The organism is Luteibacter sp. 3190 (genome assembly GCF_031456385.1).
Lineage (GTDB): Bacteria > Pseudomonadota > Gammaproteobacteria > Xanthomonadales > Rhodanobacteraceae > Luteibacter.
This window is the reverse complement of sequence record NZ_JAVDUO010000001.1, coordinates 2,066,642-2,091,184: the sequence shown is the minus strand read 5'-3', so window position 1 is coordinate 2,091,184 and position 24,543 is coordinate 2,066,642. Positions and strand designations below refer to the sequence as shown.

The 24,543-nt window shown below is 67.4% G+C and carries 22 protein-coding genes; 11 read left to right on the top strand and 11 right to left on the bottom strand.

The genetic code is table 11. The annotated features are described in order from the left end of the window. Positions 1 to 122: 122 nt before the first annotated feature. Positions 123 to 590 (bottom strand): Dps family protein, encoded by a 468-nt coding sequence (locus J2X58_RS09455; RefSeq protein WP_090176673.1) that lies wholly within the window; start codon positions 588 to 590, stop codon positions 123 to 125. Between the two features lie 119 nt (positions 591 to 709). Between J2X58_RS09455 and hrpA the strand changes: the two genes are divergently transcribed. Both hrpA and J2X58_RS09445 read left to right on the top strand, forming a co-directional pair. After that, complete coding sequence (gene hrpA / locus J2X58_RS09450; protein ID WP_310047772.1) at positions 710 to 4,726, top strand: ATP-dependent RNA helicase HrpA; 4,017 nt, start codon at positions 710 to 712, stop codon at positions 4,724 to 4,726. Positions 4,727 to 4,745: 19 nt separating this feature from the next. Next, complete coding sequence (locus J2X58_RS09445; protein WP_310047770.1) at positions 4,746 to 6,851, top strand: bifunctional (p)ppGpp synthetase/guanosine-3',5'-bis(diphosphate) 3'-pyrophosphohydrolase; 2,106 nt, start codon at positions 4,746 to 4,748, stop codon at positions 6,849 to 6,851. A 105-nt stretch (positions 6,852 to 6,956) separates the two neighbouring features. Here the strand turns inward: J2X58_RS09445 and J2X58_RS09440 are convergent, their stop codons facing one another. Together J2X58_RS09440 and proC are read right to left on the bottom strand one after the other, a co-directional pair. Further along, entirely contained in the window at positions 6,957 to 7,532 is a 576-nt protein-coding gene (locus tag J2X58_RS09440; protein WP_090052153.1) for a YggT family protein, read from the bottom strand. Then, positions 7,529 to 8,353 carry a pyrroline-5-carboxylate reductase gene (proC, locus tag J2X58_RS09435; RefSeq protein ID WP_310047769.1) on the bottom strand — a complete coding sequence of 275 codons (825 nt, stop codon included), beginning with the start codon at positions 8,351 to 8,353 and terminating at the stop codon, positions 7,529 to 7,531. Before proC ends, J2X58_RS09440 begins: the two co-directional genes overlap by 4 nt. Positions 8,354 to 8,470: 117 nt before the next feature. Here proC and J2X58_RS09430 point away from each other — a divergent pair, with 117 nt between their 5' ends. Together J2X58_RS09430 and J2X58_RS09425 are read left to right on the top strand one after the other, a co-directional pair. Next, positions 8,471 to 9,508 (top strand): type IV pilus twitching motility protein PilT, encoded by a 1,038-nt coding sequence (locus J2X58_RS09430; RefSeq protein ID WP_090052157.1) that lies wholly within the window; start codon positions 8,471 to 8,473, stop codon positions 9,506 to 9,508. Between the two features lie 100 nt (positions 9,509 to 9,608). Next, positions 9,609 to 10,772: a PilT/PilU family type 4a pilus ATPase gene (locus J2X58_RS09425; RefSeq protein WP_090052159.1), complete on the top strand. Its 1,164-nt coding sequence runs from the start codon at positions 9,609 to 9,611 to the stop codon at positions 10,770 to 10,772. A 175-nt stretch (positions 10,773 to 10,947) separates the two neighbouring features. On the opposite strand, the gene J2X58_RS09420 is transcribed toward J2X58_RS09425, so the two are convergent. The 3 genes from J2X58_RS09420 to J2X58_RS09410 form a co-directional block, all read right to left on the bottom strand. Then, entirely contained in the window at positions 10,948 to 11,316 is a 369-nt protein-coding gene (locus J2X58_RS09420; RefSeq protein WP_090052160.1) for a BON domain-containing protein, read from the bottom strand. 207 nt (positions 11,317 to 11,523) lie between these two features. After that, positions 11,524 to 13,272 (bottom strand): hypothetical protein, encoded by a 1,749-nt coding sequence (locus J2X58_RS09415; protein WP_310047768.1) that lies wholly within the window; start codon positions 13,270 to 13,272, stop codon positions 11,524 to 11,526. Positions 13,273 to 13,575: 303 nt separating this feature from the next. After that, the gene (locus tag J2X58_RS09410; protein ID WP_310047767.1) at positions 13,576 to 14,124 is read right to left on the bottom strand and encodes a hypothetical protein; all 549 of its coding nucleotides are present in this window, start codon (positions 14,122 to 14,124) and stop codon (positions 13,576 to 13,578) included. 583 nt (positions 14,125 to 14,707) lie between these two features. On the opposite strand from J2X58_RS09410, the gene J2X58_RS09405 reads away from it, so the two are divergent. Both J2X58_RS09405 and J2X58_RS09400 read left to right on the top strand, forming a co-directional pair. Then, positions 14,708 to 15,733, top strand: coding sequence for a hypothetical protein (locus tag J2X58_RS09405; protein ID WP_310047766.1), 1,026 nt, complete (start codon positions 14,708 to 14,710; stop codon positions 15,731 to 15,733). A 94-nt stretch (positions 15,734 to 15,827) separates the two neighbouring features. After that, entirely contained in the window at positions 15,828 to 16,319 is a 492-nt protein-coding gene (locus tag J2X58_RS09400) for a hypothetical protein (RefSeq protein WP_310047765.1), read from the top strand. Positions 16,320 to 16,373: 54 nt separating this feature from the next. Here the strand turns inward: J2X58_RS09400 and J2X58_RS09395 are convergent, their stop codons facing one another. The 3 genes from J2X58_RS09395 to J2X58_RS09385 form a co-directional block, all read right to left on the bottom strand. Next, positions 16,374 to 17,300: an aspartate carbamoyltransferase catalytic subunit gene (locus tag J2X58_RS09395; protein ID WP_090052170.1), complete on the bottom strand. Its 927-nt coding sequence runs from the start codon at positions 17,298 to 17,300 to the stop codon at positions 16,374 to 16,376. 72 nt (positions 17,301 to 17,372) lie between these two features. Continuing rightward, entirely contained in the window at positions 17,373 to 17,789 is a 417-nt protein-coding gene (ruvX, locus tag J2X58_RS09390; protein WP_090052171.1) for a Holliday junction resolvase RuvX, read from the bottom strand. Positions 17,790 to 17,802: 13 nt separating this feature from the next. After that, entirely contained in the window at positions 17,803 to 18,369 is a 567-nt protein-coding gene (locus tag J2X58_RS09385; RefSeq protein ID WP_090052172.1) for a YqgE/AlgH family protein, read from the bottom strand. Positions 18,370 to 18,472: 103 nt separating this feature from the next. On the opposite strand from J2X58_RS09385, the gene J2X58_RS09380 reads away from it, so the two are divergent. Further along, positions 18,473 to 18,784, top strand: a complete 312-nt coding sequence (locus J2X58_RS09380) for a hypothetical protein (protein ID WP_310047763.1) — start codon at positions 18,473 to 18,475, stop codon at positions 18,782 to 18,784. A gap of 120 nt (positions 18,785 to 18,904) precedes the next feature. On the opposite strand, the gene J2X58_RS09375 is transcribed toward J2X58_RS09380, so the two are convergent. Further along, positions 18,905 to 19,765, bottom strand: coding sequence for an energy transducer TonB (locus J2X58_RS09375; RefSeq protein ID WP_310047762.1), 861 nt, complete (start codon positions 19,763 to 19,765; stop codon positions 18,905 to 18,907). Further along, on the bottom strand, positions 19,762 to 20,703 hold the full coding sequence (gshB, locus tag J2X58_RS09370) for a glutathione synthase (RefSeq protein ID WP_090052175.1): 942 nt from the start codon (positions 20,701 to 20,703) through the stop codon (positions 19,762 to 19,764). Before gshB ends, J2X58_RS09375 begins: the two co-directional genes overlap by 4 nt. A gap of 261 nt (positions 20,704 to 20,964) precedes the next feature. Between gshB and pilG the strand changes: the two genes are divergently transcribed. The 4 genes from pilG (at position 20,965) to J2X58_RS09350 (ending at position 24,540) form a co-directional block, all read left to right on the top strand. Further along, positions 20,965 to 21,366 (top strand): twitching motility response regulator PilG, encoded by a 402-nt coding sequence (gene pilG, locus J2X58_RS09365; protein ID WP_304441822.1) that lies wholly within the window; start codon positions 20,965 to 20,967, stop codon positions 21,364 to 21,366. 35 nt (positions 21,367 to 21,401) lie between these two features. After that, the gene (locus tag J2X58_RS09360) at positions 21,402 to 21,776 is read left to right on the top strand and encodes a response regulator (RefSeq protein ID WP_090052176.1); all 375 of its coding nucleotides are present in this window, start codon (positions 21,402 to 21,404) and stop codon (positions 21,774 to 21,776) included. Positions 21,777 to 21,783: 7 nt separating this feature from the next. Then, positions 21,784 to 22,329: a chemotaxis protein CheW gene (locus J2X58_RS09355; RefSeq protein WP_090052177.1), complete on the top strand. Its 546-nt coding sequence runs from the start codon at positions 21,784 to 21,786 to the stop codon at positions 22,327 to 22,329. Positions 22,330 to 22,506: 177 nt separating this feature from the next. Beyond that, on the top strand, positions 22,507 to 24,540 hold the full coding sequence (locus J2X58_RS09350; protein WP_090052178.1) for a methyl-accepting chemotaxis protein: 2,034 nt from the start codon (positions 22,507 to 22,509) through the stop codon (positions 24,538 to 24,540). Positions 24,541 to 24,543 lie beyond the last annotated feature (3 nt).

Here is a 24,543-nt window from a genome sequence, read left to right as displayed (position 1 = left end):
GGGGGAGCTTAACGAACGGGGCGTGACGGCTCAACGCATGAAGGGTCGCACGGTCAGGGATAGCTCAGTTCGGGCGGGGTGGGAAGGGGGCGGCGCGACGACGGCCGCCCCCCATCCAGCACTCACTTCAGCAGGGAGCGCAGCATCCAGGCCGTCTTCTCGTGATCCTTCAGGCGGCCCGTGACCATGTCGGCCGTGCCGTCGTCGCCGACCGACTCGGCAGCCTTGATCGTGTCGCGCGACGTGGCGGCGGCGATCTCGTGGCCTTCCACCAGCTGGGCCACCATGTCCTTCCAGTCGGGCACGCCCGTCTCTTCCTTGATCGAGGTCAGCTTGCCGAACTGGCTGTAGGAGCCCGGGGCGAAGACGTCGAGGATGCGGATGCGCTCGGCGACCTCGTCGGCGGCGAGCCACAGGGCGTTGTACTGGGTCTCGAACATGGCGTGCAGGCTGTTGAACTGCGGGCCGGTCACGTTCCAGTGGAAGCTGTGGGTCTTCAGGTACAGCGAATAGGTGTCCGCGAGCAGCTTGGACAGATGCTTCGCGACGGTTTCGCGATCTTTCTTGGCGATGCCGATATCGATGGCCATGTTGCGACTCTCCTTGGTGTTTTTCGTTGTTTCAGGTGAAATTTTAACGAGCGGACCGGCGGACGAGAAATGAAACGTTCCGATGTGGCCGATAGGCGCACGCTATTATTGGGGTTCCCATGAGTACGCCCACAACCCCCGCCCGCCCGTCCTCCCCGGATCCCCGATTGCGTGAGCTGCGTCACGCGCTGGATCAGGTCGCCAGTCGCGACTTCGGCCGCCTCCTCGGCCGCTGGCGCAACCTCTCGCGCAAGCCCGACGCGGGCAAGCTGGATGCCCTCGCCACCGAGATCGCCGCCTCGGCCGCCCGCCGCGCGGCGCGCAAGGCGGCCAAGCCGACGATCACGGTCGACGCCTCGCTGCCGATCGCGGCCCGCGCGGACGACATCGTGAAGCTGATCCGCGAGAACCAGGTGGTGGTGCTGGCGGGCGAGACGGGATCGGGCAAGACGACGCAGCTGCCCAAGCTGTGCCTCGCCGCCGGTCGCGGCGAGGCCGGCCTGATCGGCTGCACGCAGCCCCGCCGCCTCGCCGCGCGCTCCGTCGCGACCCGCGTGGCCGAAGAGCTGGGCACGCCGATCGGCGACAAGGTGGGTTTCCAGGTCCGTTTCACCGAGAAGGTGTCCGACCAGGCGCTGATCAAGTTCATGACGGACGGCATTCTGCTGGCCGAGACGCAGTCCGATCCCTGGCTGTCGGCGTACGACACGATCATCATCGACGAGGCCCACGAACGCAGCCTCAACATCGATTTCCTCCTCGGCTACCTGAAGCGCCTCGCGGCCCGGCGGCCCGAGCTGAAGATCATCGTCACGTCCGCCACCATCGACACGGGGCGCTTCGCCGCGCACTTCGGCGACGCGCCGGTGGTCGAGGTCGAGGGCCGCACGTACCCCGTCGAGGTGCGCTACCGCCCGCCGGGCGAGCGCGTCGAGGGCAATGTTGCCCAGCAGGTGGCCGACGCCATGGACGAGATCACGCGCGACGACCCGCGCGGCGACGTGCTCGTGTTCCTCCCCGGCGAGCGCGAGATCCGCGATACGCACCTCCTGCTCTCGCGCAAGCAGTACCGCGAGACCGAGGTGCTGGCGCTGTACGCGCGCCTGTCGGCGAGCGAGCAGGATCGCGTGTTCCGGCCCGGTCCGAAGCGGCGCATCGTGCTCGCCACCAACGTGGCCGAGACGTCGCTCACCGTGCCGCGCATCCGATTCGTGGTGGATTCGGGCACGGCGCGTGTGAAGCGGTACAGCCAGCGCGGCCAGCTGGAGCGCCTGCACATCGAGCCGATCTCGCAGGCCGCCGCCAACCAGCGCAAGGGCCGTTGCGGGCGCGTGGGTCCCGGCGTCTGCTACCGCCTCTACGAAGAGGCCGATTTCGCGCTGCGCCCGGAGTTCACCGATCCCGAGCTGCTGCGCTCGTCGCTGGCCAACGTGATCCTGCGCATGCTGGCGCTCGACCTGGGCGAGGTCGACGATTTCCCGTTCCTCGAAGCGCCCGATCCCCGTGTCGTGGCCGATGGTTATCGCCGGCTCGCCGAGATCGGCGCGATCGACGACGACCGCCGCCTCACCGAGGTCGGTCGCACGGTCGCGCGCCTGCCGATCGACGTCCAGCTCGCGCGCATGATGGTGGAGGCCCGCCGGCTCGGCAGCGCGGCGGAACTGACGACGATCGTGGCCTTCCTGAGCATCCAGGACCCGCGCGAGCGCCCGCCCGAAGCGCGCGGCCAGGCCGACGCGGCACATGCGCAGTTCGCGGATCCGAAATCCGACTTCGTCGGCGTGCTCAACCTGTGGCGCGCCTACCTCGCCGCCGCGGAGGAGCTCACCTCCTCGAAGCTCCGCGACTGGTGCTCCCACCATTTCCTGAGCTTCATGCGGATGCGCGAGTGGCGCGAACTGCACCGCCAGCTGGTGCTGGTGATGCGCGACCTTGGCTGGTCCGACGACGCCCGCGCCGCGAGTCAAGCCGCTCCGGTAGGAGCGGACCCGGCCGCGACGGCTCCTCGCGACGCGCAACAGGGCTCAGGCGGACGCCGCCGCCGCCCGGATCGCGCCCAGTTGCGCTCCAACGGCACTCCGGCCGTTCCCGAGGGCGACGCGCTCTTCGAGGCCGTCCACCGCAGCCTGCTCGCCGGCCTGCCGACGCAGGTGGGGCACAAGGACGAAAAGGGCGTGTTCCGCGGCACGCGCGAGCGCCGCTTCCAGGTGTTCCCCGGTTCCGCGCTGGCGAAGGCGCCGCCGGCGTGGATCTTCTCGGCGCAGATCCTCGATATCGGCGGCCGCGTCTGGGCGATGATGAACGCGCGCGTCGATCCGGCGTGGATCGAAAGCCAGGCGGCGCACCTCGTCCGCGCGACGGCGCGCGACGCGCACTGGTCTCGCAAGCGCGGCACCGTCGTCGCCTACGAGCAGGTGACCCTCTTCGGGCTCGTGCTGGTCGAGCGTCGTCCGGTGACGTTCCAGCGGCAGGACCCCCGGCTCGCGCATGAGATCTTCCTGCGCGAAGGGCTGGTGCGCGGCGACCTCGACAGCCGCGCCGATTTCGTCCGGGCGAACGCTCGCGTGCTCGAACAGGCGCACGACATCGAGGCCAAGCAGCGCCGCGCCGGTCTTCTGAAGGCGGACGAGGAACTCGCCGCGTTCTTCGACGGCAAGCTGCCGGAGAGCATCTCGGACACGCGCGCGCTCGACTCCTGGTATCGCAAGGCGTCGCCCGGCGAGCAGGCCGCGCTGCGCTGGACGCTCGCCGACGTCATGGATGCCGGTGCCGGGCTCGACCCCAAGGCGTTCCCGGCATCGCTCGCCATCGGCCAGCACACTTACCGCCTCGAATACCGCTTCGTGCCCGGCGATCCGGCCGATGGCGTGACCATCCACGTCCCGCTCGCCTTCCTCAACGCGTTGCCCGCGGCACGTGGCGACTGGCTCGTCGGCGGGCTGCTGACGGACAAGGTGGCGGAGCTGATCCGCTCGCTGCCGAAGGCGCAGCGTCGCAACTTCGTGCCCGCGCCCGATTTCGCGCGGGCGTTCGCCGAGGCCGAAGCGCCGCGCGACCAGCCGCTGGTCGTCGCGCTCGCGGCGTTCCTCAAGCGGACGACGGGCGTCGACATCGACGCGTCGGCGTTCGAGGGCGCCGAGCTGCCGCCCCACCTGCTCATGCGTTATCGCGTGCACGACGAGAATGGCCGCACCGTCGCGGAGGGCCGCGACCTCGCCGCGATCCGCGCGCAGTGGGAAGGCAAGGCCCGGGAGGCCTTCTCGCGCAAGACGGATGTCGAACTCACGCGCGAGGACATCGTCGCCTGGGACTTCGAATCGATTCCGAAGGCGGTGCGTTCGGAGGGCGGCCTCGAGGCCTACCCGGCGCTGGTCGACCTTGGCGAGGCCGTGGCGCTGCGCGTGTTCGAACGCGCCGACGAAGCGGCCGCCGCGCACGTCGGCGGCGTCGAGCGGCTGCTCCGCCAGGCACTCGCGCCGGAATTCAAGCGGGCGCGGCGGCAGCTACCGATCGCGAATCCGTTGTCGCTGAAATACGCGCCGATGGGAAGCGTGGACGGTCTGCGCGACGACCTCGTCGAGGGCGGTTTCGCCGATCTGATCGCGGGGCGCCGCCTCGATGCCCGGACCCAGGGCGAGTTCGAGGCGCTGCGCACGGAACTCGGCCGCGAGCTCTTCGGTGCCGCGATGGCACGGCAGAAGCTGGCCGAACCGATCATCGAGGCGCAGGCGGAACTGAAGCCGTGGATGGACCCGCCCCTGATGGGCTTCGCGAAGGCCAGTTACGACGACCTGCGCGAGCAGCTCGCCGCGCTGCTGCAGCCGGGTTTCCTGCGCGAATTGTCCCCGGCCCGTCTCGCGCACATCCCGCGCTACCTCAAGGCGATGCGCCTTCGCGCAGAACGTCTGCGCCAGGACCCGGCGCGCGACCAGTCGCGTATGCTGCAGGTGCTGCCGTACTGGCGGGCCCTGCTCAACGCGGGGGGCACGGGACTCGGGGACACGACCTGGGGCGAATTGCGCTGGCTACTCGAAGAGTGGCGCGTATCGCTGTTCGCACAGGAGCTGAAAACCGCCGAGCCGGTGTCCGCCAAGCGGCTGGCCCGAGCGCTGGAAACGGCGCAGGCCGCACGATGAATCCACCGGAGACAAGGCGATGAGCGAGGTCCGCTCCCCCGACGCGAAGGCGCAGCCGATGCCGCTGACCGAGCGTGCGCGGGAAGCCTGCGCGCCGCTCCCGGTCGTGGCCCGCGCGGAAGTCGAGACGGTGATCGAACTCCTGCGCCTGCTCGGGTGCGACGACGAGACCTGCGCCTCCGCGCTCTGGTTCGCGCTGGCCCGGGGCCTGCCCGGCGCCACCGACGAGGCGGAGAAGACCTGGCCGGCCTCGTTGCGGCGCCTGATCGAAGGGCAGGGCGAGGCCGAGAAGGTCTGGGCGTTGCATGCGCAGCGCGGTCCGAGGAGCGGCGCCGAAGGCCTGCGCCGTCTTCTGCTGGCGATCATCCGCGACCTGCGCGTCGTGTTCGTGTTGCTGGCGCGGCAACTGGCCGCGATGCGCACGGCGATGGCGCTGCCGGACCACGAACGCCGCGAACTCGCGCAGCTCACGTCGGACATCCACGCCCCGCTCGCGAACCGGCTCGGCATCTGGCAGCTGAAGTGGGAGCTCGAGGACCTCGCGTTCCGCTACCTCGAGCCCGACATCTATCGGCGCATCGCCCGGTTGCTCGACGAACGCCGCGCGGACCGCGAACACTTCATCGCCGCCAGCCTCGCCGAGCTGCGCGCGGTGCTCGACGGCGCGGGCGTCCGCGCGGATCTCGCCGGCCGGCCGAAGCACATCTTCTCCATCTGGAAGAAGATGAAGAAGAAGGGGCTGGAGTTCTCGGATCTCTACGACATCCGCGCGGTGCGCATCCTCGTCGACAGCGTGGCCGACTGCTACGCGGCGCTCGGTCTCGTGCACAGCCTGTGGCCGCACCTGCCCGGCGAGTTCGACGACTACGTGGCCCGGCCGAAGGGCAACGGCTACCGTTCGCTGCACACGGCCGTGATCGGACCCGAGGGGAAGACGCTCGAGGTACAGATCCGCACGCACGAGATGCACCGCGCCAACGAACTCGGCGTCGCGGCGCACTGGCGTTACAAGGAGGGTGGCGGCGCGGATGCCGAATTCGAGGCGAAGATCGCCTGGATGCGCAAGCTGCTCGAGCCGCGTGGCGAGGACGAGGCCGAACTGGCCGCGGGCTTCGAAACCGAGCTGATGGAAGATCGCGTGTACGTGCTCTCGCCGAAGGGCGAGGTGATCGACATGCCGCGCGGCGCGACCGTGCTGGATTTCGCGTACCACATCCACACCGAGGTCGGGCATCGTTGCCGTGGCGCCAAGGTCAACGGGCGCATCGTGCCGCTGACCACCGCGCCGCGCAGCGGCGACCGGGTGGAGATCCTCACCGCGAAGCTTTCCGAGCCGAGCCGCGACTGGCTCTCGTCGCACCATGGCTACCTGCACACGTCGCGCGCGAAGGAAAAGGTGCGCGCGTGGTTCCGCCGCGAGGCGCACGACGCGAACATCCTCGCCGGCAAGGCCGCGCTGGAAAAGGAGCTGCGTCGCCTCGCGCTCGACGACGTCGACCTCGCCAAGCTCGCGGCGCACTTCCGCCTCAAGGGCGTCGACGACCTGTACGTCACGGTCGCGCTCGGCGAGGTCACGCTGGGGCAGATCGCGCGCTCGCTGCAGGAGCCGGTCGAACCGGAGATCACGCAGTCGGGCAATCCGGTCGCCTCGCGCGCCGCGCAACACGACCGTGGCGCCCTGTCGATCGAGGGCGTCGGCAACCTGCTGACGACGCTGGCGCGCTGCTGCCAACCGCTGCCGGGCGATCCCGTGCGAGGGTTCATCACGCGGGGGCGCGGCGTATCCGTGCATCGCGCCGATTGCGCGTCGCTGGCGAGGCTCGCCCGGCGCAATCCGGAGCGGGTCATCGACGTGAACTGGGGCCGGGTCGACGTCCAGAGCTACGAGGTCGACGTCGAGCTGCGCGGCTACGACCGCAAGGGACTGCAGAAGGACGTCGCGACCACGATCAACAACGTGGGCCCGCACATCGTCGCGTCGTCGAGCCGCGTGCACGTGCGGACGGGCGAGGTCGAGATGCGTTTCACGCTTCGCGTGAAGGACTACGAACAGCTCTCGACGCTGCTCGGCAGGCTGAGCGCGCTGCCGAACGTGACGGACGCCCGGCGCCTCGGCGGGCGGTGACTTCCACGTCGTGGCGGGCTTCTGTGGGAAGCCCGCTGGCGGGCGAATGGGTGCTTGTCGCGAGCACCCGTTCGCGAGCGAGCGCGCTTCCCACACCGTTACCCATCAACCGCCCATCAGCAGCCGGGTGCCCCAGTCCGACAGCGGCTGGGCGACGAGGATCCGCAGCAGGAAAAGCCCGAGCAGCACGACGGTGGGCGAGAAATCGAGTCCACCGATCGTCATGCGGCCACGCAGTGGACGCACCAGCGGCTCCGCGAGGCTCGACACGAGGCGCGCGACCGGGTGGTAACGGTCGGTCGAGAGCATGCTCATCAGCGACCAGACGAAGACCAGCACGATCCAGGTGAGCAGGAAGAAGTCGACCGTTTCGGCGATGCCGGCGACGATCACGCCCGCGATGGCGGGTGCGAAGCCGGCCAGCGCGACGATCAGCACGACCTTCAGGCATTCCAGCGCCAGGATGATCAGCAGCGCCGCCGTGTTCACGCGGCGGACGTTCGGCAGCGCCCTGCGCAGCGGACGCAGCACCGGATTCGTGAAGCGGTAGAGGAACTGGCAGATCGGGTTGTTGAAGTCCGCGCGGTGGGCCTCCGCGAGCAGGCGCAGCACGAACAGGGTGACGACGGCCCCAAAGACGAACTGGAGGATCAGTGCGCCGGCATTGGTCAGGTAGTTCACGTTCTGGATTCCATGTCTTCGGAGAGTTCGACGCCGCGGCGGCGTGCGGCGTCCACCGCGCGTGCCACGATCGTGGGGAAATGGTCGGCCCGGAAGCTGTCGAGCGCGGCCTGGGTGGTGCCGTTCGGCGAGGTCACCCGGGCGCGCAGCGTCGCGGCGCTCTCGCCGCTCTCGATCAGCATGCGGCCGGCGCCCAGGGCCGTTTGCGCGGCCAGCGCGCGAGCGGTTTCACGCGACAGCCCCTGCGAGAACGCGGCGTTCTCCAGCGCCTCGACGAGCAGGAAGAAATACGCCGGGCCGGAGCCGGACAGGGCCGTGACGATGTCCAGCTGGTCCTCGTCGGGCACCCAGACCGTGAGCCCCGCGGCGTTCAGCACGTGCTGGGCCTCCGCGCGCTGCGGCGCGCTGACGCGGCCATTGGCGAACAGGGCCGTGGCGCCGGCGCCGATCATGGCCGGCGTGTTGGGCATGCAGCGGACGACGGGCAGGGCGGCGTCGAGCCAGCGTTCGATCTGATGGATGCGGATGCCGGCCGCGATGGAGATCACCAGCGGCCGGTACTTCTGCACGGCGGGACGCAGGCCGCGGCAGACCTCGGCGAGCATCTGCGGCTTCACGGCGAGCACCAGGATCGACGCGCCCTCGGCGGCGTCCAGGTTGTCGGTGTACGTGGCCACCCCGTATTCGCGGGAGAGTTCCTGGAGGGACTCGGCGCGGGGCTCCGCCACGGCGATGCCGCCCGGCTGGGCGCCGTGGCGGATCATCCCGGCGATCAGCGCGGTAGCCATGTTGCCGCCACCGATGAAGGCGATCCGATTCATGGGTTTTGCAGACTCCGTAGGCGACGACGTTCACAACGTGCAGAGCATATACGGTGCCGCGCCTTGCCGCCGACCCCCGGGCATGGTTACCTATGCCGACCAAGACAGGGGACCACCATGGATATCGCCGAACTCCTTGCCTTCTCCGTGAAGAACAAGGCCTCCGACCTGCACCTTTCCGCGGGTCTTCCGCCGATGATCCGTGTCGACGGCGACGTCCGGCGCATCAACATCCCGGCTCTGGAGCACAAGCAGGTCCACTCGCTGATCTACGACATCATGTCGGACAAGCAGCGTCGCGACTATGAGGAATTCCTTGAAGTCGACTTCTCCTTCGAGATCCCGGGCCTGGCGCGTTTCCGCGTCAACGCGTTCAACCACAACCGTGGCGCGGGCGGCGTGTTCCGTACCATTCCCTCGGAAGTGCTCACGCTGGAAGACCTGGCGGCGCCACGCATCTTCCGCGAGCTGATCGAGCAGCCGCAGGGCCTGATCCTCGTCACCGGCCCGACGGGATCGGGCAAGTCGACGACGCTGGCGGCCATGGTCGACCACATCAACAAGAACGAATACGGCCACATCCTCACCGTCGAGGATCCGATCGAGTTCGTGCACACCTCGCAGAAGTGCCTGGTGAACCAGCGCGAAGTGCACCGCGACACCCATGGCTTCAACGAGGCCCTGCGTTCCGCGCTGCGCGAAGATCCGGATTACATCCTCGTGGGCGAGCTTCGCGACCTGGAGACCATCCGCCTCGCGCTCACCGCGGCGGAAACGGGGCACCTGGTCTTCGGCACGTTGCACACGTCGTCGGCCGCCAAGACGATCGACCGCATCATCGACGTGTTCCCGGCGGGCGAGAAGCCCATGGTCCGCTCGATGCTCTCGGAATCGCTGCGCGCGGTGATCTCGCAGTCGCTGCTGAAGAAGGTGGGTGGTGGCCGCACGGCGGCGCACGAGATCATGGTCGGCATCCCCGCGATCCGTAACCTGATCCGCGAGGACAAGGTCGCCCAGATGTACTCGTCGATCCAGACGGGCCAGCAGCACGGCATGCAGACCCTGGACCAGAACCTCAGCGACCTGGTCAAGCGCGGCCTGATCTCCCGCCAGGAAGCCCTGATGTACGCCAAGAACAAGGAAGGGTTCCGCTGAGCCCGCCTTAACGTGAAGGCAGTCGCTGCACCCGCCCGCGTGGCGGGTATATGATCGCGGCACAGGGGACGCCGGCCCGGTCCGGCATGGGATACAGGCCATGAGCGACTTCGACTTCACTTCTTTCCTCAAGCTGATGGTGCACAAGCAGGCCTCCGACCTGTTCATCACCGCCGGCGTCGCGCCCTCGCTCAAGGTGCAGGGGCGCGTCGTGCCCATCACGCAGAGCCCGCTGTCCGCGCAGCAGTCGCGCGACATGGTGCTGAACGTGATGACGCCCGCCCAGCGCGAGGAGTTCGAAAAGACCCACGAATGCCAGTTCGCGATCAGCGCGTCGGGCATCGGGCGCTTCCGCGTGTCGTGCTTCTACCAGCGCAACTGCGTCGGCATGGTCCTGCGCCGCATCGAGTCGAAGATCCCCACGCCCGAGGAACTCAGCCTGCCGCCGATCATCAAGCAGCTGGCGATGACCAAGCGCGGCATCATCATCTTCGTGGGTGGCACGGGCACCGGTAAGTCGACCTCGCTCGCGTCGATGATCGGTTACCGCAACCAGAACTCGACGGGTCACATCATCACGATCGAGGACCCGATCGAATACGTGCACAAGCACGAGGGCTGCATCATCACCCAGCGCGAGATCGGCATCGACACCGACAGCTGGGAGAACGCGCTGAAGAACACGCTGCGCCAGGCGCCCGACGTGATCATGATCGGCGAAGTGCGCACGCGCGAGACGATGGAGCACGCCATCAACTTCTCCGAAACGGGCCACCTGTGCCTGTGTACGCTGCACGCGAACAACGCCAACCAGGCGCTGGACCGCATCCTGCATTTCTTCCCGGAGGACCGTCGCCAGCAGCTCTTCATGGATCTGTCGCTGAACCTCAAGGGCATCGTGGCGCAGCAGCTGATCCCCACGCCCGACGGCAAGGCGCGCCGCGTCGCGGTGGAAGTGCTGCTGGGCACGCCGCTCGCGCAGGATTACATCCGTCAGGGCGAGATCCACAAGCTGAAGGAACTCATGCGAGATTCGAATCAGCTCGGCATGCGGACCTTCGACCAGAGCCTCGTGGAGCTGTATCACGCGGGCGAGATCTCCTACGAGGACGCGTTGCGCCACGCCGACAGCTCGAACGAAGTGCGACTGCGCATCAAGCTGGCGCAGGGCGGCGACGCGCATACGCTGTCGCAGGGCCTCGAAGGCGTGGAGATCGACAAGACCACCGATCGCAACACCTTCGGCGGCATGCTGCACCGCTGACGCCGACGCGTCCAACCGATGTAGGAGCGGACCCGGCCGCGACAGCTTCTCGCCGCGGTTCTCGAGCTCACGCGCCAGCTCGCAGGGAGGGGCGAAGAGCTGTCGCGGCCGGGTCCGCTCCAACAAAAAAAGGGAGCCCGAGGGGCTCCCTTTTTTGTCCTGCGCTAAGCGACGCTTAGTTCGCGGCGGCAGCCGAGACGGTCAGGCCGCTGGCGTCCACGCTCTTCACGCCCTTGATCTTCTTGGCGATGGCTTCGGCGTGGCTCTTCTCCTTCGCCGTGGCGACCGTACCCGTGAGGGTCACGACGCCTTCGGTGGTGCTGACCGAGATATCGGTGGCCTTGACCGACTTGTTGGCGGCGAACTCGCTCTTCACCTTGGTGGTGATCCACGTATCGTCGGCCTTGCCGGCGACCGTCTGGTTGTCGCCCTTGGACGCGGCGGCAGCGGAGTCCTGAGCATATGCCTGCGCGAACGGAACCGTGCCGAGACCGGCGACGAGGGCGGCGGCGAACAGGGCCTTGCGGAGGTTGGCGTTGATCATGATCGAACTCCTTCGTTACACGCTGAATGGGTCTGGCGATGGCGCCACGCTCTGTGGCTGCCGTATCGCGGGGCCAATGGAAACAGCGCATCCGTGAACGATTCGTGCCGGGAAATTTTCTCCGTTCAGGTAGGTCAAGAAGTCATGGGGCACGAAAAAAGGGGCACCCGAAGGCGCCCCTTTTTTAATGCGGTCTTGCGCGGATCGTTACTTGTATTCGACGGCGCCGGAGAGCACGAGACCCTTCTCTTCCATGTGCGATTCGCCGGAGACGCGCACGATGCGTGCGGCCTGTGCCTTCATGGCATCGAACTGCGCCTTCGAGCGCTCCGCCGCCATGGCCTGCGCCTGCTGGTCGTCCGGGGCGCCATCCGCACCCGCGGCTTCGGCCATCGACGCGGCGTACGACGTCGCCTTGTCGGCCATCACGTCGACCCAGGTGCGGTACATGTCGCCCGTGAGGTGCAGGCGGCTGAAACGGCCGGCATCGCCGACGGAACCCATGAGCATGTCGTCGAGCTTCGCATCCTCGCCTTCGCCCACGCCGATCACGATCGCCTGGCCGTTCATGGCCGCCCAGCCCGGCATGCCGAGCATCGCGGTGATGTTCTGGGGCAGGGGAGCGGGCTTGCCGTCGCCGGCGAGCTTGAAGTCGCCGCCGAGCATCGCCTGACCCATGGCGAGCAGGCCCGCCGGGTTGCGCGTGGCGAGCAGCACGCGGCCGGTGAACGACGGCAGCTGCTGGCCAGCGGCGGCCGGCTTGAACGAGTCGAGCGCGATACGCACGCCGCGGATGTCGCCGAACGGCGGAATCGCGGACTGCTGCATGGTGGAACCGAACTTCGCGAAGCTGTCGTTCATGCTCGCGAAGGCGGGGCATTCGAACGGCTTCGCCGCGACGGCTTCCGCCTGCGCGGTCGCGAAGGTGCGCAGCTGCTCCATCGGCAGCGCGATGCTGAGGTCGAACGGATCCTTCGCGTCCTGGCCCAGGCCCGGCAGCTCGACCTTGAGACCCGAGAAGGCCTTCGTGATGTCGTCGGCGAGGGCGATGTCGACGCGCTGTTCCTGGTGGTGGAGGTCGAGGCGCGTGTAGCCGAAGCTGATCGACGGCACGCGCGCGGCGATGCGCGACGCTTCCGGCACGCAGCTGGCGGGAAGCGGCGGGATGGGTTCGCCGGTCTTCGCCGACTGGTGCTTCAGGAAGGTGGAGAACAGGGGGTCCTTGCCGGCGGCCACGAGGGGCAGCAGGCGGACGAGGTCGAGCTGGCCGACCACGTAGTCCTTATAGCCCTTCGCCTTGGCGAGGTCGGCGAGGCGGCCGTCGTCCTGCAGGCTCTTTTCCGGACGGTCGGCGCCGAGCGCCTGGCGGACCATCGGCTGCGCGGCATCGGCCGGGAGCAGCGACACGACGGCCTGCTTACCGACCGTCGCGATGATCAGCTGCACGCCGGTATCGCCGAGGGTCACGTGGCGATACGCCTGGCCACCGGCGTCGGCGGCATCCAGCTTCTTGCCATAGGCGGCTTCGAGGCGGCCGAGGAAAGCGTCCCAGGCGGCCGTGTCGGCCAGCGCGACGCGCGCGACCGGGCTGAGGCCGAGGCCGTAGAACGCCGAGCCGGTCTTCACGTCGAGGCCCATGTTCTTCAGCGCCGCCTCGGCGGTCTTGCCGTCGAACTCGGCGGCGAAGGCACGCAGCAGGCGGGCGCCTTCGACGTTGCCCTTCGTTTCGAGATCCTGCGCGACCGACTTCATCTGGACCACCTGGCCCGGCAGCTCGCTGTTCGCCTGGGCGATCACCGCCTCGTAGGCGTCGTCGTCGAGCTTGTCGAGGTTGGCCAGCACGTACGGCGTGTCCGCCGGTACGAACGCCAGCGGGGCATCCTTGTCCTTGTGGCCGCAGGCCGCCAGCAGCACGCTGGCGAGGCCGAGCGCGATGAGTCGCTTGGTCGGTCGCATCTTGTATCCCGTTGAGTTGGTCCCTGGAGCGGCCATTATGCCGGATTGGACCGAGGGGCGCGGAAGTCCGATGCATACCGGCACGGCGCCGGATGCCTTGCCCGCGCATGGGTAACGGGGGCGCTAGGGGGGGGGCACGGGGTCACGGAATCCTGTGCGTGCGACGATCCGCGGGGGCGCAGCGGGCGGTGAAACGACTCGGCAGGTGCGAAAAAATGCCCGATCGACAGCCCGGAACAATTCGGCGGCTGCCGCGCCGCGAGCGCGGCAACCGGAAGCGGAGAGGTCAGCCTGGCGTCGCCCTTATGCCTTCGTTCTCTTCGTGACCTCGAGATACTTGAGTTTTACCTCCGCGAAGGTGGTGAAACCGAGCCAGCGGATGTGCTCCAAGGCGTCCTTGTTCTCCGGCGGATCCTTGTCTCCGTACAGATGCTGCCAACGTTTCCTCGCCTCCTCGCTCGGGGAACTGTTCGGGGTGGAGTCCGGCAGAGTCGCAGTCGCGGTCATCTCCGGGCCGTCCACGATGGGCACCGAATAGTAGTCGCCCTCGCCGTCGAGATAATCGACATAAGTCTCTTGAATGTTTGCCTGAAAGCCCACCGTCGCGACGACCACGTGCGAGTCGTCGACATTGAAGTCCTCGGTGAAAAAGACGAGAGCCTGATCGGTGTCGTCCCCGGACAAGATGACGAGGTAGTCCCCGTCCTTCTTCAGCTGGGTGTTGGCTTGAGGCTCAATGTAAACCGTCTCGCCTTCGTCGTTGGTAGCCGACCAGTAATTCCTGCCGTCGACCTGCTGGAAATTCTTGAACTCATGCCTTGCCATGATGGGTTCTCCCTGAATGAACGGCATCGTCCGTCGATGCCGGCGTGCGAATGCGACGCCTCGAACATCCTGCGCCGCCATCACGGCGCAAGCCATCCCTCTTCGGTCGTAGGGCACGCTTGCGAAGGGATCGGGCCTTCAGTTGCATCGCGCGCAGGCCGCCGCGTTTGTACATTCCTGCGACAGTGATCGAAGCCGATCCGGCAAGCGGGGAGCGGATGCGGTTCATCGACCAGAAGAAGACGTGAGCGCCCTACAACGAATGGTCGAGAGCAACGTCGGGTGGCTCACCGTTAGGATCGTCGGGCACATGGCGCGTGGCCCAGAGGAGTCTAGCCAATGGAAGGCACTCACCGAAGCGCAAGCAGGCACGAAAGCGTCTCGCGGCCCGGAACGCACCGGGGTCGCCAATCTATAGACATCACTTCGATGAGTTCGAGAGCATCGATTACAAGGAGTACTCCATACTCGGTCACCGTCTACGCCTACAGGTCGTGATGCGCTGAACGCTTATCGCTGTCGCGAAGGAGGTGCCCGCGTCGCGTGTCGTCGCGATCCGGGCAACCGGTATCGCCGCATCGATGGGAAGCACCTTGCCATGGAAGGCGACATGCACATTCATTTTTTCGAAGCCGGACGGTTCGCCATCGAAGGTGGCCGCGCGATACATCGGGGTGAGCCCGGTTTCACGATCACGGTCGACGAGGTCGGCGAGCCACAGGCCGTCTGGGACGTCGCGGTGCCGGCATCGGGTCCACCGGTGCTGCGTGCCGTTCGGCACGGCCTTTGGGCGTTCGACCTTGCGTTCGACGAACCGGTCGAAGACGCCGCGCTGACCTACCTCGCGGACACGCGCCATCAGTTGTACTGGACCGACGAGCGCGGCACGGTGCACCCGCAGGAAGTCGGGCCCTCCGACCTCACGGGGTTCCGCACGGCGCGATGGGCGGTGGGCGGAACGCGCGTGGCGAGCCTGCGCTGCGAATTTCCACTGCGGTCGCCCGCGATCGTGTGCCTGCGCAGCCTGGAGGTGCCGGCGGCGTCGGACCGCGGCTGGGTGGGGCGAGCGTCCCAGTGGATGCGCGGCATGGCGGCGACGCCGGCACCCGCCAGACCCTACACGCCGCGCCCCGCGATGTACCTCGACCTGACCGACGACCTCCTCGTGACCGCCGAAGGCTCGAGGGCGCTGGTCGTGTCGGAAGGCCTGCGCGTCGACATGGTCGTCGACCGTCCGGGCCCTCGCGGTACGCAGGTCATCGTGCCCGCGTTCGGCGACGGGGCGACGTTCCTGCGGCTCGAAAGCGAAGGCATGCAGTCGTTCGCCCTCGACTTCGCCGATCCCGTCTCGACGGTCGAACTGGAATACGCGACGACGTTGCCGCATCGACTGGAATGGACGTATGCCAACGAGTCGTTCATCGAGTGCGAAGACGTACCGGCCGCGTTGTTGACGGGCATGCGCGTGGCACGACGTGACGCCGGCGACGTCCGCATCCGCCGATTGCGCTGCGTCTACGAGAACACCCGCGGGGACGTCGCACTTCTGAAGTCGCTGACGGTCAGGCCATGGGCGAATGCGCGTGGGGAAGGCGATGTCTATATCCCCTGGACGCTTTCGCCCTGGCGTATCTGACCTGGCAGGAAATTCCTTTGGTGGCGGTGCGTGCGCCGCCGCTACTCACCGCGGCCCTGGCCGCCCTTACTTTCATAATCTACGGGAGACAGGTATGGATACCTACGCATTTTCAGACTTCTCGCTGGTCGGTAACGAGTTCGTTCTGACCCGGGGCGACGCGATGATCAAATGCAATGTCTTTGATCATGACGCTCAGCGGAACTTCTCCTTCCTTGGCGGAAGGTACCTCGCACTGAAGAACACCGCGGGGATTGGCAATATCGCCGAGCTTACGTTCTACGGCAAGGATGAGGAGCCCGTGGTCACGCAGGCGGAGTTGAAGTACATATCTTTCACCAGCTCGTTCCTGCGGATGTACACGAACGACGGCAGTAGCGAAGACAGCGAGGACGATGATCGCCTGGGCGTTTGCGCCGTGAAGTTCAGCGCGCCGGTAGGCATCAAGTCGATCACCCTCGATGCGTGGCACGAGGCTCCCCACCTCGTGCTCCTGGAATCGATCAGTGTTTCGTGGATCGAGAACGGAGCCAGGCGTTCGACGTCGCCGTGGGCGCACAGCAGGGCGCAGTCGCCTCGTCGATGATCGCATCGGGCGCCGGGGTGATGCCCCGGCGCTTTTGCAAACACCTGTGTCGCGTCAGCGCCCCATCACTTCCGCCAGCACCGCCATGCGCACGAACACGCCGTTGCCGACCTGTTCGAGGATCCGCGACTGGGCGCCGTCGGCGACTTCCGGCGCGATCTCGATGCCCCGGTTGATGGGGCCCGGATGCATCACGAGGCAGCCTTTTTCGGCGAGCGCGAGGCGGCGGGTGCAGAGACCGAAACGGTCGAAGTACGCCGCTTCGTCCGGCAGATCGGTCGCGGCCATGCGCTCCTTCTGCAGACGGAGCATGATCACCACGTGCGCGCCCTTGATCGCCTCGTCGAAGTCCTCGTGGTAGCTGACGTTGGACAGCTCGCTTTCCGCCGGAAGCAGGGCCGACGGGCCGACGATGCGGATGTCCTTCGCCCCGAGCGCGCTGAACGCGTGCACGTCGGAACGCGCGACGCGGGAGTGGCGCACGTCGCCGCAGATGACGATGCGCAGCTTGCGGAAATCGGGGTGGTGGTTGCGGATCGTCAGCGCGTCGAGCAGGCCCTGCGTCGGATGCGCGCGGTTGCCGTCACCCGCGTTCACCACCGAGACGCCGCTCATGGCGTGCTTGACCAGCGACTCCGGCGTGCCGGATTCCTTGTGCCGCACGACGATCGTATCGAGGTGCATGGCTTCGAGCGTGTGCAGCGTGTCGAAGAGTTCCTCGCCCTTCGCGGTCGACGAGAAACCGATGTCGAAGTTGACCACATCGGCGCCGAGGCGTCGGGCGGCCAGCTCGAACGACGTGCGCGTGCGCGTCGACGGTTCGAAGAACAGGTTCAGTACCGTGCGGCCCGCGAGGAGGTCGAGCTTGCGGGTTCCGTGGGCGGTCGCGTCGCGCATGCTGTTGGCCCGATCGAGCAGGCGCTCGATCGCTTCGCGCGGCAGGTTTTCGAGGGTGGTCAGATGGCGCAGGCGTTGTGACATGACGTCCTCAAACGGAGGGGAACGGTTCGGATTCGGATGCGATGCGGGGGACGATACACGGAACGCGCGGAATCACGATACGAGGTAGCTTTCCAGGATGACGGCCGCGGCTTCGGCGTCGATCGACTTCGCGTCGGAGCGCTTGCGCGTGCCCGCCGCCCGACCCGCCGCGAAACGCCGTGCGGCTTCCTGGGAGCTCATGCGCTCGTCGGCGAACGCCACCGGCAGGGCGTAACGCGCGCCGATGCTCTCGGCGAAGCGTCGCGCCGTCTTCGTCATCGGCTGTTCCTTGCCCTCGTTGTCCAGCGGCAAGCCCACGACGAGTTCGGCCGGCAACCATTCGCGGCGAAGGGTGTCGAGCGCCTGCCAGTCGGGCTGACCGTCGCGCACGGGTATGGCGGCGAGCGCGCGGGCGGTGCCCGTGAGGCGATTGCCGACGGCGACGCCCACGATCTTCGTGCCGACATCGAACCCGAACAGGCAGCTCATGGTACCGGCGGCGTCAGGCGTGGCCGGCGTAGCCGGTCAACTGCGACGGGTCGCGCACGCCCATCTTCTTCGTCGCGGCGAACCAGCGCTCTTCGAGCGGGGTGTCGAAAACGATGCGCTCGTCGGCACGCGTCGTGAGCCAGGCGTTGTCCATCACTTCCTGCTCGAGCTGACCGGCCTCCCAGCCCGCGTACCCGAGCGTGACGATGGCGCGTCGCGGGCCTTCGCCCTTGGCCATGGCCACGAGGATGTCCCGCGACGTGGTGACGGACCAGTCTTCGTTGACGCGATAGCTGGAATCCCAGTGTCCCGGCTCGCGATGGAGCACGAAGCCGCGCTCCTGCTGCACGGGTCCGCCGATCAGGACGGGGTTGTCGGCGATCTCCGGATCGTCGCAGGGAAGCTTCATCTGGGCGAGGACGTCGCCGAGGCGGTATTCCGAGATCTGGTTGATCAGGAGGCCGACCGCGCCGTCCTCGCCGTGCTGGCAGAGAAAGGCGACACCGCGGGCGAAAGGCGGCTCCGCGAGCGAGGGCATCGCGATCAGGAACTGGCCGGCGAAGGTGTTGGCGAACGTCATGGCCGCATTGTAGCCGCTCCCGCCGTCTGTCGTACGCGAACGTTCAGCCGGCGATGCTTACCGTGTGGACCGGATCACAGGAGGAAAGCCGATGAGGAAGCACATGTTTGCAAAGGGTTTTGTCGTCGCGGCGATGGCATTTTCGGGCGCGGCCCTGGCCTCGTCGCCGGACGCCTGGACGGACTACAACCAACGGCTGACGCGCGCCTGCGTGGCGGCGAGCGGGCTGAAGGACGTCAAGCCGGTCGGCGGCCCGATCCAGTACGACGACCGCGTGCCCGTGACCGCGCTGGTGCTCGCCGGCCGATACCCGCAGAAGCACATGAACAACCGGCCCGGCCGCGAGCTCTGCGTCTGGGACCGCAAGGCGAACAAGGCCTACGTGAGCGAGGCCGATCAGCTGCTTCCGAAATAACCGACGAGCCGATGTTTTGTTGGAAGCCCGCTTGCGGGCGAATGGGTGCTTGCCGCGAGCACCCATTCGCCCGCGAGCGGGCTTCCCACATGAGTTTGCTGTAACGGCGAAACGTCCGTTTCAGTAATTACGCAGCATATTGCCCGGCAGGAACTGCCACGTGCGCGTGATGTAGAGCTCGTCCACCCGGGTCTTGTCCGGTGGGAGCGCGGGGAAGGGCGCCGCGAGGCGCACGATCCGCTGCGCGGCGTCGTCGAGCAGCTTGTGGCCGGAGCTCTTGATGACGTCCATGCTCTTGATCGAGCCGTCGCGGTTGAGCCCGACGGTGAGCACCAGTTCGCCGTAGACGCCCTGGCGGCGCGCCTCGTCGGGGTAGTTGAGGTTTCCCACCCGCTCCACGCGACCGACCCAGCCTTTCATGTAGGCGGCGTAGACGTACTCGCGCGTGTTCGAGGAGATGAATTTCTTCTTCGGGCGCTTCGCGTACGCTTGCGACTGCTCCCGTACCTCGGCGGCGAGCCGCGCCATTTCCTCGCGCCGCTGCACCTCCTCGTCGGAGACCGGGAGGGGGCGCTCCTTCCGTTCGCTGTCCTTGCGCGACGTGTCGACCGCGAAGGCGGTCTCGCCGGAGGTCGTCAGCTGCTGTTCCGGGACCGCCTCACGGGGTGCCGGTGCCTGCGCTTCCTTCGGCTCGGCCGCACCGTGCGCCACCGGCGTGGGCAGGAGACCCGACACTGGTTCCGAGGGGCGTGCCGCCTTGTCCTGGTCGCCACCGCCGGCGTTGTTCGCCTGCGCCAGGAAATCGGCCTTGTCCGGCGCCTCCTGGTTCGCGACGTCCACGAGCGTCACGTCCAGCGTGGGCACGGCGGGACGCGGCTTCTCCATCTCGAAGGTGATGCCGAGGATGACGACGCCGTGCAGGAGCAGGGAGAACAGCAGGGTCGCGCCGAACAGGTCGGCGCCGGTGGTGCGGGTCGTCATCGGGCCTCGATCGCGTCGAACAGCAACCCCGCGATGTTAATGCCGAACCGCGCGTCGAGTTCGCGGACCCCCGTCGGAGATGTGACGTTGATCTCGGTCAGGTAATCGCCGATGACGTCGAGGCCGACGAAACGCAGGCCGCGGCGCACCAGCTCCGGGCCGACCTGGGCGGCGATCCAGCGGTCGCGGTCGGAGAGGGGAATGCCCTCGCCCTTGCCGCCGGCGGCGAGGTTGCCGCGGAACTCGTCCCCCTGCGGAATGCGCGCGAGCGCATACGGTACGGGCTCGCCGTCGATCAGCAGGATCCGCTTGTCGCCGGAGGTGATCTCGGGGATGTATTTCTGGGCGATGGTGAAGGCGTGCCCGCCGTCCAGGAGGGTTTCCAGCATCGAATTGAGGTTGCTGTCCCCAGCGGCCACCTTGAAGATGCCGCGGCCGCCCATGCCGTCCAGCGGCTTGAGCACCGCCTGGCCGTGCTCGGCGACGAAGGCCTTGAGTTCGGCGCGGTCGCGGGACACCAGGGTCGGCACGATGCACTGCGGAAAGTCGAGCGCGAAGAGCTTCTCGTTGCAGTCGCGCAGGGAGCGCGGATCGTTCACCACGTTGCAGCCGGCACGCTGGGCGCGCTCCAGCACCATGGTGTCGTAAACGAACTGCGGATCGACCGGCGGATCCTTGCGGGCCAGCACGATGTCGACCTCGGCCAGCGGGCGCCACTGCGGCTCCCCCAGGGTGAACCAGCCCGATGGGTCCTCCTTGACCGTGAGCGGGCGCAGGCGCGCCCAGGCCTCGCCGCCACGCAGCGCCAGATCGCCCTGTTCCATGTAGAGGAGGGCGTGGCCCCGGCGGGAGGCCTCCAGGAGCATGGCGAACGTGGTGTCCTTGGCGATCTTGATGGCGCGGATGGGGTCCATCAGGACGGCGACGGAAAGCGGCATGGGGCGGGTCCCGAAAGGCAGGAAAGGGGTCAAGTCTAGTGAAGGCGGGGCCCGTTCGGGAATGTGAAGGCGGCCTTTAAGAACAATTCATCTTGACGGGACAGGGGCCAACCATTAAACAGCGAACGGGAGGAACGCCAAAGAGCGTGCCGCCGGGACGTCGCCGTCCCGGACATCGACCTGGCGCACGGAACGACCGGTGCAAAACCGGCTATCCTGCGAGGGGATTTGCGGTTTTTTGTGCGTGGTGACGGGGGCGTAGTGAACGAAAACGGACGCGGTAACGACCTGGCCGGCTTGCGGGTCATGGTCATCGACGATTCGAAAACCATCCGACGCACGGCGGAAACGTTGCTGAAGAAGGAAGGCTGCGACGTGCTCACCGCGGTCGACGGCTTCGAGGCGCTGGCCAAGATTTCCGACCAGAAGCCGAACATCATCTTCGTCGACATCATGATGCCGAGGCTGGACGGCTACCAGACCTGCGCGCTGATCAAGAACAACGCCCACTTCCGCGGAACGCCCGTGATCATGCTGTCCTCGAAGGACGGCCTGTTCGACAAGGCGCGCGGGCGCATCGTCGGCGCGGAGCAGTACCTGACCAAGCCCTTCACCCGCGACGAACTCCTCGGCGCGATCCATCGTTACGCGAAGGCGAGCTGACCTTCATCACGGTTTCAAGGCGTCCAGGGGGACGTGTGGCAAATATTCTCATCATCGACGACTCGCCCACCGACGTCCGCGTGTTCACCACGTTGCTCGAGAAGGCGGGTTTCTCCGTTGCGAGCGTGGACAACGCCGAGGCCGGCATCGACCGCATCCGCGCGGCCAAGCCCGACCTCGTGATCATGGACGTCATCATGCCCGGCATGAACGGCTTCCAGGCCACCCGAACGCTGAGCCGCGATCCGGCGACGGCGGACGTGCCCGTGGTCATGATCACCACCAAATCCATGGAAACGGACCGCGTGTGGGGTCTGCGGCAGGGTGCGAAGGCCTTCATCACCAAGCCGGTGAACGAGAAGGAACTGCTCGCCACCATCGCCAACCTCCTGCCGAACAAGACGCACTGAGGCGGCCATGAGCGAGATCGCGACCCTTTCGCCTTTCGAGCTGCTGGCCCGTTACGAGCGCGCGTGTCTCGCCCATTCGGCCGACGCGCCGGAGCGCGTCGAATCGCTCGGCCTGTGGCGCGGCATCGGTTTCCGCGTCGGGCGCCGCGCGTTCGTCAGCGGCATCGAGGAGATCAACGAACTGCTGGCCGTCCCGCCGCTGACCAACGTGCCGGGCACCCAGCCCTGGCTGATGGGCGTGGCGAACGTCCGCGGCAACCTGGTCCCGGCGATCGACCTGGGCCGGTTCCTCTTCGACGAGCGGACGCCTTCGTCGGAGCGTACCCGCCTGCTGCTGGTGCGCCAGCACGGCGGCACGGTCGGACTGCTCGTGGACGAGGTGTTCGGCCAGCGTACGATGGACGACGAGCAGCGCGGCACCGGCGAGGACGAGCGCGATCCGCGTCTGGCGCGTTTCGTCACCGGCAACGTCCAGCTGGGCGAGCAGGCGTTCGGGTTGTTCAGCATGAGCCGTCTGGTTCGTGCGCCGGATTTCCGGCAGGCGGCGCTGTAAGGCGTCTCCAGGGGGAAGGGGAACGGTCGTCCGGCCGGTCCCCTCACAGGATGGGCGCGGCGGTCCGAGCCGTCCGCGCGATGGGAACGGAGGGGCGGTCGTTACGACCGTTTCGTCATGCCGGCGACCTCGTCGAGGCGACGGCGGCTGGTTTTGCCAGGTTTGGATGAGGTGGATATGAGCACGACAGCAGGCGGCGCAGGCCGGGAACGTGGCTACACGATCGTCATCGTGTTCCTGCTCCTGGCGATCGGTTTGGCGTCGGTCGACTTCTGGTGGCTGAACAACAAGAACGGCGAGGATCGCGAAGCCATCGCGCTGACGACCCAGGTGCAGGTGCTTTCGCAGCAGACCGCGAAGTACGCGCTCGAGGCGTCCGACGGCAACCGCGACTCGTTCCGCGAACTGTCGGCCACGCGCAATACCATCGATTCGGCCGTGCAGCGCCTGGTCAAGGGCGACGAGAAGAGCGGCATGCCCGCCTACGCCGACGACAACGCCACCCAGTCCGGCCGCGCGATCGGCGCGCTCGCCAACGCCTGGCACCAGCTCGATGCCGACATCGGCAAGATCCTCTCGAACAAGGACCTCGTGCTGTCCTCGGGCGAACGCGCGGACCTGTTCTCCCGGCAGATGCCGCTGCTCAACGCCCGCACCGACGAGGTGCTCAACATCGTCCAGCAGAAGAACGCCTCGGTGGAGCAGACCTTCACCATCGCGCGATGGATGCTCATGGCCGACCGCATGATCCGCCGCGTGCAGGAGATTCTCCAGGGCGGCGACGGCGCGCAGTCCGCGGCCGACGGCCTCTCGCGCGACGCGCAGTTGTACGGCGCCGTGCTCAAGGGCCTCGTGGACGGCAATCCGGATGGCGGCGTGCGCGCGATCAGCGACGCGAACGCGCGCAAGATCCTCGAAGGCATGCAGACGTCGTGGGGCGACCTGGTCGATCCCGTCGGCCAGCTCGTCGCCGCCTCGCCGAACCTGCAGGACGTGAAGCGCGCGGGCAACCAGGCCTCCCTCGATTCGCAGACGGTGCTGCTCCGCGCGAACGAGTCCGCCGACCAGATCGCCAAGCTGCCGCTGACCCGCCTGTTCCCGAACGTGTGGTGGGGCCTGCTCGGCGCCATCGGCGCGGTGCTCTTCGCGCTGCTGCTCGTCTACAACCTCGTGCGCGACCAGCGCCGCCGCTTCGAGACCACCTCGGAACTGAACCAGCGTAACCAGACCGCGATCATGCGGTTGCTGGACGAGATGGGCACGCTCGCCGAAGGCGACCTGACCATCAAGGCCACCGTGACGGAAGACATCACGGGCGCCATCGCGGACGCCATGAACTCCGCCGTGGACGAGATGCGCAACCTCGTCACCACCATCAACGAGACGGCCGTGCGCGTCTCCGCGGCGGCCCAGGAAACGCAGGCGACCGCCATGCACCTCGCCGACGCGGCGGAGCAGCAGGCGCAGCAGATCACCTCCGCGACGTCCGCGATCAACCAGATCGCGACCTCGATGGACACGGTGTCGAAGGATTCGGCCGAGTCGGCCGACGTGGCGCAGCGCTCGGTGCAGATCGCGTCGCGCGGCGCGGAAGTGGTGCGCGAGACGATCCAGGGCATGGACTCGATTCGCGACCAGATCCAGGAGACATCCAAGCGAATCAAGCGCCTCGGCGAATCGTCGCAGGAGATCGGCTCGATCGTGGAACTCATCAACGACATCGCCGAGCAGACGAACATCCTCGCCCTGAACGCGGCCATCCAGGCCGCGTCGGCGGGTGAGGCGGGCCGCGGCTTCGCGGTCGTCGCGGACGAAGTGCAGCGCCTCGCCGAACGTTCGGCGAGCGCGACCAAGCGAATCGAAACGCTGGTGCAGACGATTCAGTCCGATACCAACGAGGCGGTCAGCTCGATGGAACAGACCACCGCGGAAGTGGTGGCGGGCGCCCGTCTCGCGGAAGACGCGGGTACGGCGCTGGGCGACATCGAACGCGTTTCGAACGATCTTTCGGCGCTGATTCAGAACATCTCGGCCGCCGCCCGCCAGCAGTCGGCCGCGGCGACGGATACGTCGGCCACCATGAACGTCATCCAGGAGATCACGTCGCAGACGTCGCTCGGCGCGAGCCAGACGGCCGAATCGATCGGCAACCTGGCCCAGCTCGCGAACGACCTGCGCCTTTCCGTCGCGAACTTTAAGCTGCCGGGCTGATGC

Excerpts from the sequence above, each read along its gene's own strand:
- J2X58_RS09455 (WP_090176673.1), bottom strand. The coding sequence starts at position 590 with ATGGCCATCGATATCGGCATCGCCAAGAAAGATCGCGAAACCGTCGCG.
- J2X58_RS09430 (WP_090052157.1), top strand. The coding sequence starts at position 8,471 with ATGGATATCGCCGAACTCCTTGCCTTCTCCGTGAAGAACAAGGCCTCC.
- ruvX (WP_090052171.1), bottom strand. The coding sequence starts at position 17,789 with ATGAGCTGCCTGTTCGGGTTCGATGTCGGCACGAAGATCGTGGGCGTC.
- J2X58_RS09355 (WP_090052177.1), top strand. The coding sequence starts at position 21,784 with ATGAGCGAGATCGCGACCCTTTCGCCTTTCGAGCTGCTGGCCCGTTAC.
- J2X58_RS09405 (WP_310047766.1), top strand. The coding sequence starts at position 14,708 with ATGCACATTCATTTTTTCGAAGCCGGACGGTTCGCCATCGAAGGTGGC.
- J2X58_RS09395 (WP_090052170.1), bottom strand. The coding sequence starts at position 17,300 with ATGTCACAACGCCTGCGCCATCTGACCACCCTCGAAAACCTGCCGCGC.
- J2X58_RS09410 (WP_310047767.1), bottom strand. The coding sequence starts at position 14,124 with ATGCCGTTCATTCAGGGAGAACCCATCATGGCAAGGCATGAGTTCAAG.
- J2X58_RS09420 (WP_090052160.1), bottom strand. The coding sequence starts at position 11,316 with ATGATCAACGCCAACCTCCGCAAGGCCCTGTTCGCCGCCGCCCTCGTC.
- J2X58_RS09375 (WP_310047762.1), bottom strand. The coding sequence starts at position 19,765 with ATGACGACCCGCACCACCGGCGCCGACCTGTTCGGCGCGACCCTGCTG.
- J2X58_RS09445 (WP_310047770.1), top strand. The coding sequence starts at position 4,746 with ATGAGCGAGGTCCGCTCCCCCGACGCGAAGGCGCAGCCGATGCCGCTG.
- J2X58_RS09425 (WP_090052159.1), top strand. The coding sequence starts at position 9,609 with ATGAGCGACTTCGACTTCACTTCTTTCCTCAAGCTGATGGTGCACAAG.
- J2X58_RS09400 (WP_310047765.1), top strand. The coding sequence starts at position 15,828 with ATGGATACCTACGCATTTTCAGACTTCTCGCTGGTCGGTAACGAGTTC.
- J2X58_RS09380 (WP_310047763.1), top strand. The coding sequence starts at position 18,473 with ATGTTTGCAAAGGGTTTTGTCGTCGCGGCGATGGCATTTTCGGGCGCG.
- hrpA (WP_310047772.1), top strand. The coding sequence starts at position 710 with ATGAGTACGCCCACAACCCCCGCCCGCCCGTCCTCCCCGGATCCCCGA.
- J2X58_RS09415 (WP_310047768.1), bottom strand. The coding sequence starts at position 13,272 with ATGCGACCGACCAAGCGACTCATCGCGCTCGGCCTCGCCAGCGTGCTG.
- proC (WP_310047769.1), bottom strand. The coding sequence starts at position 8,353 with ATGAATCGGATCGCCTTCATCGGTGGCGGCAACATGGCTACCGCGCTG.
- J2X58_RS09350 (WP_090052178.1), top strand. The coding sequence starts at position 22,507 with ATGAGCACGACAGCAGGCGGCGCAGGCCGGGAACGTGGCTACACGATC.
- gshB (WP_090052175.1), bottom strand. The coding sequence starts at position 20,703 with ATGCCGCTTTCCGTCGCCGTCCTGATGGACCCCATCCGCGCCATCAAG.
- J2X58_RS09385 (WP_090052172.1), bottom strand. The coding sequence starts at position 18,369 with ATGACGTTCGCCAACACCTTCGCCGGCCAGTTCCTGATCGCGATGCCC.